The 12,827-nt window shown below is 50.6% G+C and carries 12 protein-coding genes; 5 read left to right on the forward strand and 7 right to left on the reverse strand.

Annotation, left to right across the window (positions count from 1 at the left end; all coding sequences use genetic code 11):
- The first annotated feature begins 30 nt into the window (after window positions 1-30).
- The 3 genes from HND56_00305 to HND56_00315 all read left to right on the forward strand — a co-directional run bounded on the left by HND56_00305 (window position 31) and on the right by HND56_00315 (window position 2,510).
- Window positions 31-489 carry a hypothetical protein gene (locus HND56_00305; GenBank protein QKK04214.1) on the forward strand — a complete coding sequence of 153 codons (459 nt, stop codon included), beginning with the start codon at window positions 31-33 and terminating at the stop codon, window positions 487-489.
- Complete coding sequence (locus HND56_00310) at window positions 482-1,990, forward strand: hypothetical protein (protein ID QKK04215.1); 1,509 nt, start codon at window positions 482-484, stop codon at window positions 1,988-1,990. Before HND56_00305 ends, HND56_00310 begins: the two co-directional genes overlap by 8 nt.
- A 349-nt stretch (window positions 1,991-2,339) precedes the next feature.
- On the forward strand, window positions 2,340-2,510 hold the full coding sequence (locus HND56_00315; protein ID QKK04216.1) for a hypothetical protein: 171 nt from the start codon (window positions 2,340-2,342) through the stop codon (window positions 2,508-2,510).
- A gap of 45 nt (window positions 2,511-2,555) precedes the next feature.
- Here HND56_00315 and HND56_00320 read toward each other — a convergent pair whose 3' ends face one another.
- The 7 genes from HND56_00320 to hemC form a co-directional block, all read right to left on the reverse strand.
- Window positions 2,556-2,966 (reverse strand): hypothetical protein, encoded by a 411-nt coding sequence (locus HND56_00320; protein QKK04217.1) that lies wholly within the window; start codon window positions 2,964-2,966, stop codon window positions 2,556-2,558.
- 87 nt (window positions 2,967-3,053) lie between these two features.
- On the reverse strand, window positions 3,054-4,448 hold the full coding sequence (gene lpdA, locus HND56_00325; protein ID QKK04218.1) for a dihydrolipoyl dehydrogenase: 1,395 nt from the start codon (window positions 4,446-4,448) through the stop codon (window positions 3,054-3,056).
- Window positions 4,449-4,498: 50 nt separating this feature from the next.
- On the reverse strand, window positions 4,499-5,932 hold the full coding sequence (locus HND56_00330) for a patatin-like phospholipase family protein (protein QKK04219.1): 1,434 nt from the start codon (window positions 5,930-5,932) through the stop codon (window positions 4,499-4,501).
- A gap of 146 nt (window positions 5,933-6,078) precedes the next feature.
- On the reverse strand, window positions 6,079-7,470 hold the full coding sequence (locus HND56_00335) for a hypothetical protein (GenBank protein QKK04220.1): 1,392 nt from the start codon (window positions 7,468-7,470) through the stop codon (window positions 6,079-6,081).
- A gap of 56 nt (window positions 7,471-7,526) precedes the next feature.
- Complete coding sequence (locus tag HND56_00340) at window positions 7,527-9,308, reverse strand: hypothetical protein (GenBank protein ID QKK04221.1); 1,782 nt, start codon at window positions 9,306-9,308, stop codon at window positions 7,527-7,529.
- Window positions 9,309-9,325: 17 nt separating this feature from the next.
- The gene (locus HND56_00345; GenBank protein QKK04222.1) at window positions 9,326-10,054 is read right to left on the reverse strand and encodes a uroporphyrinogen-III synthase; all 729 of its coding nucleotides are present in this window, start codon (window positions 10,052-10,054) and stop codon (window positions 9,326-9,328) included.
- Window positions 10,051-11,019 (reverse strand): hydroxymethylbilane synthase, encoded by a 969-nt coding sequence (gene hemC / locus HND56_00350; GenBank protein QKK04223.1) that lies wholly within the window; start codon window positions 11,017-11,019, stop codon window positions 10,051-10,053. Before hemC ends, HND56_00345 begins: the two co-directional genes overlap by 4 nt.
- An 87-nt stretch (window positions 11,020-11,106) precedes the next feature.
- On the opposite strand from hemC, the gene HND56_00355 reads away from it, so the two are divergent.
- Window positions 11,107-11,958 carry a prephenate dehydratase gene (locus HND56_00355; protein ID QKK04224.1) on the forward strand — a complete coding sequence of 284 codons (852 nt, stop codon included), beginning with the start codon at window positions 11,107-11,109 and terminating at the stop codon, window positions 11,956-11,958.
- A 5-nt stretch (window positions 11,959-11,963) separates the two neighbouring features.
- A complete protein-coding gene (locus HND56_00360; protein QKK04225.1) occupies window positions 11,964-12,809 on the forward strand; it encodes a hypothetical protein in 846 nt (281 codons plus the stop codon).
- The last annotated feature ends 18 nt before the right edge of the window (window positions 12,810-12,827 follow it).

The following is a 12,827-nucleotide window of genomic DNA, read 5'->3' on the forward strand; positions in this document are numbered from 1 at the left end:
GGCGCTAGGCCCGGCACTGAAACGGACACCATGATCAAGGACGCGCTTGTGACGGAAAAGAAAGACAAGTCCGAAAAAAACAGTGACCCGAAAGAAAGATATGAGGGGGGAGGCTCCGCAGGCGGAGGCTCCCCTTCTTCATCTCGGGACAAGGCTGCTGCGACGGAGCGTAATATCGATATCGTGGCACGGCAGGCTGCACGGCTGCGGGCGATGGAAGCAGGTCCGATGGAAATATTGCCGCATGGATCACGGCTTTATTTTGTTGATAAAGGATGGGAAACCTCTATCATAGAAGGCGATCCGAACGTCAGAACTGCTGCGACTCTGCGCACATTTGAAGAGGCGTTCAAAGATCCGGAGGTGGGAACGATTTTTGTTCCAGAGGGTGCGCTTGTAACATTGGCCGGGGTAACGCGAATTTGTCGCCGTTACGCCGTGAGCAAAGTGATTTATAAAGAAGAAGAAGGGAAACAAAGCGATGCCTGATAACAAAAAAAATGACAGTTCTTTAAAACAGGCTTTCATTGCGACACTGTGCAAACACCCCAAAGCTTCTGATTACCAACAGGATGCCTTCCGCAGCGCCGATATTATGGGGCTTTACAAAAAGCTGAAAGAGGCCGGCGAAACGCTGTCGAAAGAAGATTTTCTGGGTGCGGATAAAAGCGGGGAATATTTCCTTGGCTCTTCGCGCGCATGGGATAATTTCCATCATATTGTTGAAATTCTGCGTGATAACGGTGAAGAATTTACCGCCGATGATTTCCTGACGGTGAAAGAAGGCTCTTATTACCAGCGTCCGCTGATTGAAAGCGTTGTCAGCCATGACAAAGTGGACAAATTGTTCAGCGCCGATGTCTGGAAAGGCCGTTTCGAAGAAATGGAAAATCTGTGGTATTACATTCCGCCGAATAAGCGCGGTCAACTGGCGCAGGATGAAGACGGACGTGTGCCGCTGAAACTGAAACGCGAAGTGCTGGAACTGGATGAACAGACGCCGTTGCGCGAGGAATCGTTGAAAAAAATCGGTGTTGATTATAAAGCCATCCCGGATATGTTCTCCAAACGCGGAACATTTGATGCGTTTTTGCAGACATTGTATGAAAACAACACGCCGCTGAAAAAGGAAGATCTGCTCTTCGTCAATAAAGACGGCGACACCATGTTCCACAATGCCGCGGCCTGGCAGTATTACGATAAAATTGTCGACAGTCTGCAGCAGACGGGACAAAGTTTTGGTATTGAAGAGCTGACCTTTAAACGCGGCCGGAAGCCGTCTATTCTGGAACGCGCCGCACAGCATAAAATGCTGCATAAAGTCTTCGAGCCGCGCTTCTGGATCGGACAAGTCGACGAAATGGTCGGGTTGTGGGATAATCTGCCGCCGGCACAAAAAGTCCTGAGCGGCCGCAACAGTTTCGATACGGTCGTTGCCGATGTGGAAAATATGACATACCGTTCGCATGTCTCTTTGAATGAAGATATGACGGCATCCTCGCTGACGACGCCGATTGTCGCCAATGACGGCAAGCAGAGCAAAGTTCTTCCGATCGGTCTGCGTGACACATGGGACAATATGGACATCGTGCGCGAGAAATTGCAGTCCAAAAAGGATGATCTGAAAGTAGCACATCTGCGCCAGACAAGCGGTGCATTGGAAAACACGGTCTTAATGGTGGCGGCGGAAGCCGGACAGTTCGATAAGGTTCTCGATATTGTCCGCAGCGATTCCGATACGCTGCAAGTACAGGACTTCCTGAAGCCGAATAAAAACGGTGTCTCGCTGCTGGATGTTTTGATTGAAAAACGCCAGTTGAAGAAAGCCTTTGCACCGGAAATCTGGGCAGGCCGTCTGCGTGAGATGCATATCCTGTGGAACAATGTTCAAAACCGTGACCGCGGGCAGGTTGATTTCCAAAAGGTGGTCAGCCAGGTGAACCAGATGACGGTGCGCCAGAAGCTGCGCCGTCCGGGCCGCAAAATGTAATCAAAATGCGGATATTTTTTAAAAACGGCGCAGCATTTGTTGCGCCGTTTTTCTTTTCATGTTGCAGCAAAGCGATTCGAGCGGATTGCCGCCTATATTGCTTTATCCGGCGAAATTGTGGAAAACTCCTGCATTATTGTAATAATATTGCGCATATTTTGAAAAAAACACCCATTATAGAAATAAAATTGACAGAAATCTAAAATTTTTGTTAACATTTTAGCTGTACTATCGTTTGCATTCATATGTGACATTGCAGAGAGAAGAAGGAGGTTAATACTCGGAATCTGCAAAAGCTGTGAATGTTTATTTTTAAAACAATCATTTGAAAAACGGGGTCTTTTACGTCATGAAACAGTTAAGCCAAGCCAAAGTCATCTTCGTCGTCGGAAATAATGTGCCGGATCTGGGCATTGGAAATGTTATTCCGAAAGCGCCGAAACTGCGCATGGTTGGCGAGGATGAGACACCCGAACTTCTCCCCAAAGAAATCCATTGCTGCATTGCCGCCACCGATTAAGGCGCAGCATTTTTAGATAAAACAGGCGTGACAGGTTGCCATTTTTTATGATGGTTGTGTCGGTTTTCTGTATTTTTGCATTGTTGCGATTGTGCCATTCCGGTAAACAGAAGGTAAAATCGCCACGGCATCTGTGATGCATTCTTCAATCAAGGAGGCAGTGTCAGCGAACCCGTTTTCCTTCGCGCTGTTTGCGATTTTCCTCCAATTCGGATCGACAGCGGATCCTGTCGCCATGATATCTTGTAAAGATTTATATGGTTGCAGATCAAAATCTTTACAGATAGTTCTGTAAAGCACATCAGGCTTATGTGTCAGCCTGTTGAAAGCTAGCTGCAACAGAGAGACGACCGCCGATTTTTGTGTATCCTTAATGGCATTCAGTTGCTGTTGCTGGAAAGTGAAATAGTCCGTCACATTATCTTTAATTGCGGTCGTCCATTGAACGGTCATCATTATATCCCTTTTAGAATCACATTATGAGAAAAATGATACGCCTGTTTTATTAATATGTCAAATGACACCAACTGGCAGAAAGGGTATTTAGAAATGCAACGCGCGGCCGTATGCATCCAGCACTGATTCATGCATCATTTCCGACAGGGTCGGATGCGGGAAGACGGTGTGCATCAATTCCGCCTCGGTCGTTTCCAGCGTTTTGGCAATGCCGTAGCCTTGAATCAGTTCCGTGACTTCCGCGCCGATCATATGGGCGCCGAGCAGCTCACCGGTTTTGGCATCAAAGACGGTTTTGACCATGCCTTCCGGCTCACCCAAAGCAATCGCCTTACCGTTGCCGATAAAAGGGAAGCGTCCGACTTTGACCTGATGGCCTTTTTCTTTTGCGGCGGCCTCGGTCAGTCCGACAGAAGCGACCTGCGGCATGCAATAGGTACAGCCGGGGATCAGACCCGTTTTCAGCGGGTGAACATCTTTGACGCCTGCGATCTTCTCAACGCAGATTGTGGCCTCGTGACTGGCTTTATGCGCCAGCCAAGGCGGTCCTGCGAGATCACCGATGGCATAAACGCCTTTCTCACCCGTTTCCGACCATTCATTGACGGTGACATGCGTGCGGTCCGTTTTGATTTTGGTGTTTTCCAGACCGAGATTTTCAACATTGCCGACAATGCCGACCGCCATGATAACGCGGTCAACCGTCAGTTCCTGCTTTTTACCGCCTGCTTCGAGCGGGACGGTGACGTTATTTGCGCCTTTTTTGAAATCGCCGAGTTTGGCGGAGGTGATGATTTTCATCCCCTGTTTCTCAAACTGTTTTTGCGCGAAGGTGGAAATTTCCGCATCTTCCACCGGCAGAATACGATCCATGACTTCAACGACCGTAACATCGACGCCAAGCGTGCGGTAGAAGCTGGCGAATTCGATACCGATTGCGCCCGAGCCGACGACCAGCAGTGATTGCGGCAGCGTGTCCGGTGTCATGGCTTCCTTATAGCTCCAAATCAGCTTGCCGTCCGGCTCTTTGCCTTCCAGCGCGCGTGCGCGTGCGCCTGTTGCGAGAATGATATTTTTTGCCGTCAGGGTTTCGGTTTTTTTATCCGGTGTTTCAACCGTGACTTTGCCGCTGCCGGCCAGTTTGCCGTGGCCGTTAAAGACGGTGACTTTATTCTTTTTCATCAGATGCGCGATTCCGGCGCTGAGCTGTGCCGCGACACCGCGCGAGCGTTTGATGATTTTTGAGAAATCGATGCTGACATCCTTGACCGACAGACCGAAAGCATCAGCATGTTGAATCAGGTGATAAACTTCGGCAGAGCGGAGCAGCGCTTTCGTCGGAATACAGCCCCAGTTCAGGCAGATGCCGCCCAGATGTTCACGCTCAACCAAGGCGGTTTTCATACCCAGCTGTGCGGCACGGATAGCGGCAACATAGCCGCCGGGTCCGCCACCGATAACGATGAGATCAAAATTTGACATGAGTTTCACCCTCCTCTTGTCTTAATGTAACTGCCGCTATTGCCGTATGATCAGCGCTTCGGAGCCTTGCCTTTTTTCTGCTGCGGAGACGGCTTGTTCTCTGCGGTATCTCCGGCAGGATTGTCATTGGCAGGTTTATCTTTTTTCTTCCACAATGTCCATGGCATAAAGACCGCTTTCAGCCCGTTTTTGAATTTGCTGGTCGGTTTTTCCTGATAGCGTTTTCTTTCACGCAAGACGCCGACAACCCGGTCCAGCTGGTTTAAATGGTCTTCCTCAAGGTTCTTGGCCAGTTCCTGAATATCCCGGTCTTCCGCGGGGATATCTGTGACATCGACATCGCTGGAATATTTCACCACTTTGGTATAGGCGATATTCAGCTCTTTCGTGTTTTTGGTATCGGCCAGGATATCGGTCAGCTCCGTCAATGCGGCGCGGCTTTGCGTATAGGCCTGATCGACATAGACTTTGCTTTTCAGAATTTCGCAAAGCCTGTCGAGATCATCACCGTAATCCTCAACCAGACGCTCGGAATAATCGAGCAGGGCGTTCAGGTTCTTCTCCGAAGCGTCATCCAGACGAATCGACGGGTTGATATCAGGCGCATATTTGTCAATCGACTGGTCAAAACTGAACAAGCGGTCACCGATTTCGGATTTTAAATCATCCAATACGGCAGTGCCGTTCATATGAATCATCAATCCGACGGTTTCTTTCAGCAGTGTCATGGGTGACACTTTATTAAATTCATCCGGAGACGCGCTGAGTTTCTGAAAGGCCGTGCCGATATGCACAACAACAATTTCCGCATCCGGCGGTGCCGCCTGTTTTGCCTTGGTATAGGCGTAACGCGGGGCGGAGGCGCTGAAGATATTACCGTCTAAAAAGGTATAACGCTCACGCACATCCGGCGTATTGGGATTGGGGGCGGTATAGGTATATTTTGCCTGAAACAGCGACGGTGCCGTGCAGCTTGCGCGCACTGCTTCCCACAAATCCATATTGCGCCAGCCGTCCTTATCGGAGAGTTTTTTGATGTTTTGAATCCAGGCCGGGCGATAGGCTTTCATATCCGTTGCCGTGACAATCAGATCGGTCAGGCTTTCGCCCATTTTTGTTTCGCCGTAAAGGGTTTTCAGAATTTTCTCAAAATTCTCGACATCATAATAACCGTCCGCACCGGGAACGAAATGTTTGATATTACGGAATTTGATATTCGGAAAAATATTCGGCGCTTCGCGTTTGAAGGTCTGGAGAACTTCACTGGCGGTATAGCGCGGTTTTTTCGGGTCATCTGCGGACGGAACCGTCAGGCTGGCACCGACAAGTGCGCCTGCCGAGGTCACGGCAATCATATCGAAGAGCTCGGATGTATGTTTACCCGTCTTTTTTTCGATTTCTTCCAACATTCTTGCGGGAATTAACCCGCGTACACCACCCCCGTCGATCACCAAAACCGTGTAAACGCGTTTTTTCGTGCTCATTCGGGTGCCTTTCTCGCGAAACGGCGCAAGCGAAAAGCTGACGCGCCGCTGTTCCTTTTTGAGAGCCTGCCTGTAAGAGGCTCTTTTACGAAACGTTTTTACGTGTCAGCAGTATAAGAGATTCCCATAGGGATGTCAGTAAATTATTATTTTCCAGAACTTTGCGGTGTCGGCGGGGCAATAATGCCGTCGCCGGGAGCGTCGATGCTGATGGTAGGAGACGGATTTTTGCGCCGTCCGCCCACGCCGGAGGAAAGCGCCCAGACAGATGTATTAAACGCACCGCAACCGCGGCATAACGGTTTCCATTTTTTGCCGGACTGTCCGCAGGAGCGGCAGACCCATGCGGGTTTTCCGGGTGTTTCGGCGGCCATTTCCAGCCATTCCCGTGCTTTTCCTTCATCACCGCCATCGACCAGTTCCAGCTTGGCCAGCATGCGGTAGTCACCGGATTGTTTGAACAGCCCGCGTGCTTCTTCCCATTTTTCCGCAGCCATGGCCGCGCGCCCCAATATGGCAGCGGAAGCGCTGCTATGCGGTGCCTTTTTGAACAAGCGGCGTACCCAGTAATAGCGGTTTTCTGCGCGGTCCAAATCGCTGGCATCTTTCTTGCGCAGCGCCGGTGTCATGGAATGCCACAATTCCTGTAAATCCGGATGCTGGTTCGTTTCCCATGTTTTCTCGACCACTTTGATCGCAGCGCGTTGCTTATTGGTTTCCAGCAGCAGGCGGGCATAGAAAACAGCTGCCGGCGCAAAAGACGGGTCGATGCGATAGGCTTTTTTCGCCAGACTGATTGCCGTGTGCAGAATGTCCTGATCTTCGGTTTCCATGGCGCGCGCCAGCAGGAGTGCCTGACGGTGATGTTCGCCCGCTATGCGGTCAATAGCACCGAGACGGACGGCTTTGGACAGGCTTTGCTCGGCCTTTTGCCATTGCCCCTGCGTGGCTTCATTTTCAAAAAGCTGTGCAACGATCCATGGCTGTTTCGGGGCGATCAGCTCCGCATGCTGCATCAATTCGACCAGACGGGCATAATCATTTTCATTTGCGGCCAGTTTCATCAAGCCGCGAATCCCGAAGAAAGAGGCGTGTTTATCATCCAGCAGGGTTTCAAATTCCAGCTTGGCGGCGGCAGTGTCACCGGCCATTAAGGCGGCTTGTGCGGTCAGTAAACCCGTCAGTGGCGCATCGGGAAGAAGTTTCTTTGCGCGTTTTGCCTGTTTGGCGGCGCCTGTGCCGTCACCTGCGGCAACGGAAGCCAGACCGCGGGTAATGGCAAGATAGCCGTTTTCGCGGCTTTGCACTTCGCGGTAATGGCGGACGGCCTTTGGAACGGAAATAAAAGCGCGGTAAAAACGGTAGCCGAGTGCAAAAAGCACAACAATAAAAGTGATAAAGAACAGCAGGAACTGTGTGGATGTTTCAATCGTGTAATCCTGCCAGTCGATACGGACATCACCGGGATGGGCCATCACCCATCCGACCGCAGCGACCAGAAGACCCAGCCGTAATATAAACCAGATTGCCCGTATCATAATTGTTCCAGCCTGTTTAAAAACCTTCTATAGACGTTTTAAACGCTTTTTATCGGTTAATCAAACTCTATGACGGTTTGCTGGTTGGGGTTTTTTGTCGGGTCCCATTGCAGATTAAGCGGTTTTCCGCCTTTCGGGATGCCGAGAGGCTGTAGGAAATTACGGTCAATAAAGTTTTCCATGCTGTCGATGGAGACGGAACCTGCGCGTCCTCCGCTGCCGTTTGAAAGGCGTCGCAGAATATCCTGACTGATCTTCATATTCGCATCCTCGGCCAGCAGGGCGGCGCGGGCTTTTTGTACCCATTTTTCTGCGGCTTTTCCGGCGGGTCCTTCAAGATTTTGCAGGGTTTGTACCGCACCGCGGACATCACCTTTTAAAATCTGTGCATGTGCCGTATTGACGACATTGGTGATGGGATGGTTGGGCGTCAGGATACGTTCGCCGTCTTTGGTGACAGTGACAAGACTGCTGAAACGCTGGGCGGCAAGATCGCTGATGGATAAATCTTCTCCCGATAATCCGGCGGCGACGATATCCGTTGCCAAATCGCCGAATTCCGATTGCAGTGCATCAGGCGTGAGAATACCGGATTCGGCATAAGGCGCCATTTTATTGATTGCGGCGGATAACTCCGGAGAATTGCCGACAAGGTCGCGGATGATTTGCAGATCATCTTTGAAAGGACGACCGCTGCCGACGCTTTCACGGAATTGTCCGAGCGCCAGCAGCATTGCGGCCGCACCCAGATCCTGACGGCTGACATCCTGCAGCAGTCTTGCGAGTTCTTCATTTTTTTCGCGGGCATCGGCAACAGCATCATCCAGCCTGTTCACATCACCTTGCATATGTTGAATAACGCCTTGCAGGTTTTTCACCGATTCATTGACATTCTCTTTTTTGCCGGAGCCGGTCATGCTGTCGATACGGTCCATTAAACCGTTCAGGCTGGAATACTGGCTTTCAAGTCTTTCAATACGGCTGCCGATTGTTGCGCCGCCGATTTTGCCGATCGCACCGACGGTTCTGGAAATCGTGTCCGTGCGGTTTTCCAGTTTTTCCAGTTTCTGATGCAGAAGACCGGCATAAGACGGGGAATTAATGGCATTGCCGCGTTGAACATCTGTTAAGGCGATGCCGAGATCATTCAGGCGTTTTTCAATTGCGGCAACACGATGTGCGCGTTCCTGCAAAGAATCATATTCCGGCTTCATCATAAAAATAAAGGCGGTTGCAATCAGCATGTAAAGAACGGAGGCGGTCATAATCGTCCGTTCAACGAAATTCCATTTTGTCTGCCAGACGACCTGACGGCGGCGGCGATCCATAAAGGCGCGGCGGTCAACACCTGTCCGGCGCTGGACGCCTGCGCGGCGTTCCGGGCCTTTGTAATTCGGGTCCAATCCTTTACGGCGGTCCTGCCCCGAGCGGCGCTCCTTGGCGGAGCGGCGGCCATTGGGGTTACGGTCTTCGCGGCGGTCATCAGGGATGATGATATCATTGCCGCTTTCAAGATAGCGGACGGCTTTCTCATTGCCATGCACCGCTGTCGCGGGGGACGGTGTTGCGCCGCTGACGGTCTGGCTTGTGGTGGAGCTGATCGCCATATTTCCGGTTTCATTGCCGGATTGCTGTTCCGCTGCGGATTCGTAGATATCAATCCCCTCGTCCTCTGCCAGTGCGGTCAGCTGTTCCAGACGGTTATCCGGAATACTGTCACGCTGTTTCCAGCCCTGTACGGTGCTGGGGGTCAGCCCCATTTTTTTCGCAAGCGGGCGGATACCGCCGAAACGGTTGATAATTTCTTCGGCGGAGAGGGGAGAGCTCTTTTTGATCATAGGGATGTGTTTCCGTTTTATCTGAATTGCTGTTCAATGCAATGCAACATATGTGCATGGTCGGGTTTTTCCGCTGTGAGGATATTTCCCCACTGTACGTCTTTTATCGCCTGCGCCGTACGTGTGCTGATACATATTGCTGTTATTTGACCATATTTTTCCGTCAGCTCATAGTTTTTTGACAGACGGATAAAGTTCTCAGCCGTACGTACGGAATAAAATAACACACAAGCTATCTTTTCATTATGCAGGAGGGATTGTAAATTTTTTGTAAAGTTTTCGGCACGTACGGCGGAATAAACCGTAAAAGTCGTGATTTTGGTGTTTTTCACGTCAAAATGATGGGCGCGGTCCCTGCCGCAGATATGCAGCATGTTTTCAGGCAGGGTGTTTTGGGCGGATTCTCTTTTAAAAACAGCCTCTAACGCTGTTGCGGAAGCTGCTGTGGCGGCGATATTGCGGAATCCTTTTTTTTTCAAAGCGGCTGCGGTTTTTTCGCCGACGGTATAGACCGGTTTTTGCAACAGTTCAGGAGGAATATCCTGCCAATGGGCGGCGGCGCGCGCGCTGGTGAAAATCAGTGCATCCGCCTGTACGTCTTTTGGTAATTGGTGTGAAACCGGACGGATTTCCAGCATCGGTTCGGAAAAAGTTTCAAAACCGCGTCTTTGCAGTTCACCGGCAAGTGCCGCAGCCTGCTGTGCAGGGCGGGTAATCAGAATGGTCGGTGTACGTATAGCCGTCACGCGACCCGCCCCATCAGTTGATCCAGAATATCCTGCGGGACTTCGGCGCGGATATCGCGCCCCAGCTTGTCACCGATGGCGCTCGCCGTGCCGTCATCGGTCTTTTGTACGGGTTTTGTGACGGCGGCATGCCAGAGCATTTCGCCGTTTTCGGTGGCAAGCGCGCCTTCCAATGTCAATTTTTCTTCCTGTTCATTATAGACCGCATGGGCGGCAATCGGGGTTTTGCAGGAGCCGTCGAGGGCGGCGATAAAGCCGCGCTCCGCCGCGACGCAAAGTGCCGTCACGGGGCAGTTGACGGGGGCAAGCAGATCACGGCAGCGCGTATCCCCTTTGCGGATTTCAACGCCGACTGCGCCCTGCCCTGCGGCGGGCAGCATGTCATCGGCATCCATCACAGCGGTAATCTCATCGGTCAGGCCAAGGCGGTTTAAGCCTGCGACGGCCAAAAAGGTTGCATCCGCCACGCCGTCGCGCAGTTTTTGCAGGCGGGTTTCGACATTGCCGCGGAACAGCACGACATTTAAATCAGGGCGTTTTGCCAGCGCAAAAGCCTTGCGGCGGACACCTGCCGTGCCAAGCGTCGCACCTTTAGGCAGGTCCTCAAGCGAGGCGTATTTGACCGACAGGAACGCATCATGCGCATCTTCGCGCGGCAGGATACAAGCCATTTCGCCTTCATCCGGCAGAAAGGCGGGGACATCTTTCATGGAATGTACCGCCATATCGATACGGCCTGCGAAAAGCGCTTCCTCGATTTCCTTGATGAATAATCCCTTGCCGCCGGCTTCCAGCAGGCTGCGGTCCTGAATTTTATCGCCGCTGGTGGTGATGATTTCGATGGCGATTGCGCTCTCTGCCGCCAGAGAAGGATGGGCGGCGCGCAAAGCATCAGCGACCATATGGGTCTGGATCAGGGCAAGGCGGCTGCCGCGCGTGCCGATGGTGACAAGGGGTTTTTCCATTATAAAACTCTTTCCGGCTTTTGTTTTTGCTTCTCTCTGTTTAAATTAAAACGACTGATAATGTAAGAGCGAAGGACTTAAAAAATAATGTCAGCAGAAAAGAAAAAAGTCGCCTATCAAGGCTGCCCGGGCGCTTATTCCGATATGGCCTGCCGCGCCGCCGCGCCGGATTATGAGCCGCTGCCCTGTAACAGTTTTTCCGATGCCTTTGATGCGCTGGAGGAGGGAGAGGCTGATTACGCGATGATTCCGATTGATAATGCGATCGCCGGACGTGTTGCCGATATCCATCATTTACTGCCAAACCGCGATTTTTACATTCAAAAAGAATATTTTATGCCGATCCATCACTGTCTGCTGGGGGTGAAGGGTGCGAAGCTGGAAGATATTACCCGTATTTTCAGCCATGTCCATGCACTGCCGCAATGCCGTAAATTCACCAAGCCGCTGGGGGCGGAAGAGATTGTCTATGGCGATACCGCCCGTTCCGCACAGAAAGTGGCGGAAGACGGCAATAAGGATTCCGCTGCGATTGCCTCCGCACTGGCGGGGGAGATTTACGGGCTGGAGGTACTGGCGGAAAATATCGAGGACGAGCCTTATAACACCACGCGTTTTATCCTGCTGTCAAAAAATGCGAAGGTGACGGAATATAGCGAGGACGGGCGTTATATTACCTCCCTGATTTTCGAGGTGCGGAACTGGCCTGCGGCGCTATATAAATCGCTTGGTGGATTTGCCACGGCGGGCATCAATATGACGAAGCTGGAAAGCTATATGATGAAGGGCAATTTTGTTGCCACGCAATTCTATTGCGAGGTCGAGGCGCATCCGAAGGAACAGCGTTTCCAATATGCGCTGGAGGAAATGGCCTTTTTTGCCAGCAGTATTCGCACGATGGGAACTTATGAGGCTGATATTAATAGGCAGGATGGGTAAAGTAAGTGGGACTTGGCAAGGCTGGTGATAATATGAAGGTAAAAAGCAAAGTGCAAGTTTTTGGAACGAAAGGAGAGGACGCTAACTGCAATCTTTGTAATAGTAAACTAAAAATGAGCCAAGCACATGTGCCGCCGAAATCTTGCGTTGAACAGAATAAAAGAGGGCGTGGTGTTAGCCACTATTTTTGGGGAGAGGGGAAGTACAACCTACAAAATGGCATTCATTTTTATACATTGTGTAAAAGCTGTAATGGTAAGTTGGGTGACCCTTTTGATAAAGAGCTGGCGTCTTTCTCTCGTACGTTACGAAGTAAAATACACTTATTTAAATATCTCCCTAACTATTCTTGGGGGATTGACTGTAAACCGAACTTGATAGCTCGTTCGCTGGTCGGTGCTTTCTTAACGGGCTCTCGTGGTTGTATTGATGCTTCGCATAGGGATTTACAACATTATATTCTCAATACAATAAGTGGGTTGCCGGGTAACTTAAAGGTAGGTTTCTGGCTGCACCCGTATGATAGCGTAATTGTGAAACCGGATTTTATTATGGCTGCTCCCAAGAGAGCGCCCCGACATGTTCTTTTTATAATGAAGTACTTTCCCCTTGCTTGGATACTTTATTATCAAGACGAGGGTACTGCTAGCTTTTGCAAGGAACACAATATTCACGATTTTTCTCAGTATCTCAGTACTGACGTTGATTCTATATCAAGAATTAGCGTGTATCCGAAAAAATATAAGCATCAATATTGGCCATCAACTTCTGATAATATACGAATTTTGATAGGAGAGAATGTTGTTAATAATGCTGTTTTAGGGAGTAGCTTGCAAGCAAGTTCAGAATGACGCTGTACGCGTTGTAAC

This window comes from Pseudomonadota bacterium, from assembly GCA_013285465.1.
In the GTDB taxonomy this organism is placed as follows: domain Bacteria; phylum Pseudomonadota; class Alphaproteobacteria; order Micavibrionales; family CSBR16-224; genus CSBR16-224.

Coding starts and splice junctions, on each gene's coding strand:
- HND56_00305 (QKK04214.1), top strand. CDS start 31: ATGATCAAGGACGCGCTTGTGACGGAAAAGAAAGACAAGTCCGAAAAA.
- HND56_00310 (QKK04215.1), top strand. CDS start 482: ATGCCTGATAACAAAAAAAATGACAGTTCTTTAAAACAGGCTTTCATT.
- HND56_00315 (QKK04216.1), top strand. CDS start 2,340: ATGAAACAGTTAAGCCAAGCCAAAGTCATCTTCGTCGTCGGAAATAAT.
- HND56_00320 (QKK04217.1), bottom strand. CDS start 2,966: ATGATGACCGTTCAATGGACGACCGCAATTAAAGATAATGTGACGGAC.
- lpdA (QKK04218.1), bottom strand. CDS start 4,448: ATGTCAAATTTTGATCTCATCGTTATCGGTGGCGGACCCGGCGGCTAT.
- HND56_00330 (QKK04219.1), bottom strand. CDS start 5,932: ATGAGCACGAAAAAACGCGTTTACACGGTTTTGGTGATCGACGGGGGT.
- HND56_00335 (QKK04220.1), bottom strand. CDS start 7,470: ATGATACGGGCAATCTGGTTTATATTACGGCTGGGTCTTCTGGTCGCT.
- HND56_00340 (QKK04221.1), bottom strand. CDS start 9,308: ATGATCAAAAAGAGCTCTCCCCTCTCCGCCGAAGAAATTATCAACCGT.
- hemC (QKK04223.1), bottom strand. CDS start 11,019: ATGGAAAAACCCCTTGTCACCATCGGCACGCGCGGCAGCCGCCTTGCC.
- HND56_00355 (QKK04224.1), top strand. CDS start 11,107: ATGTCAGCAGAAAAGAAAAAAGTCGCCTATCAAGGCTGCCCGGGCGCT.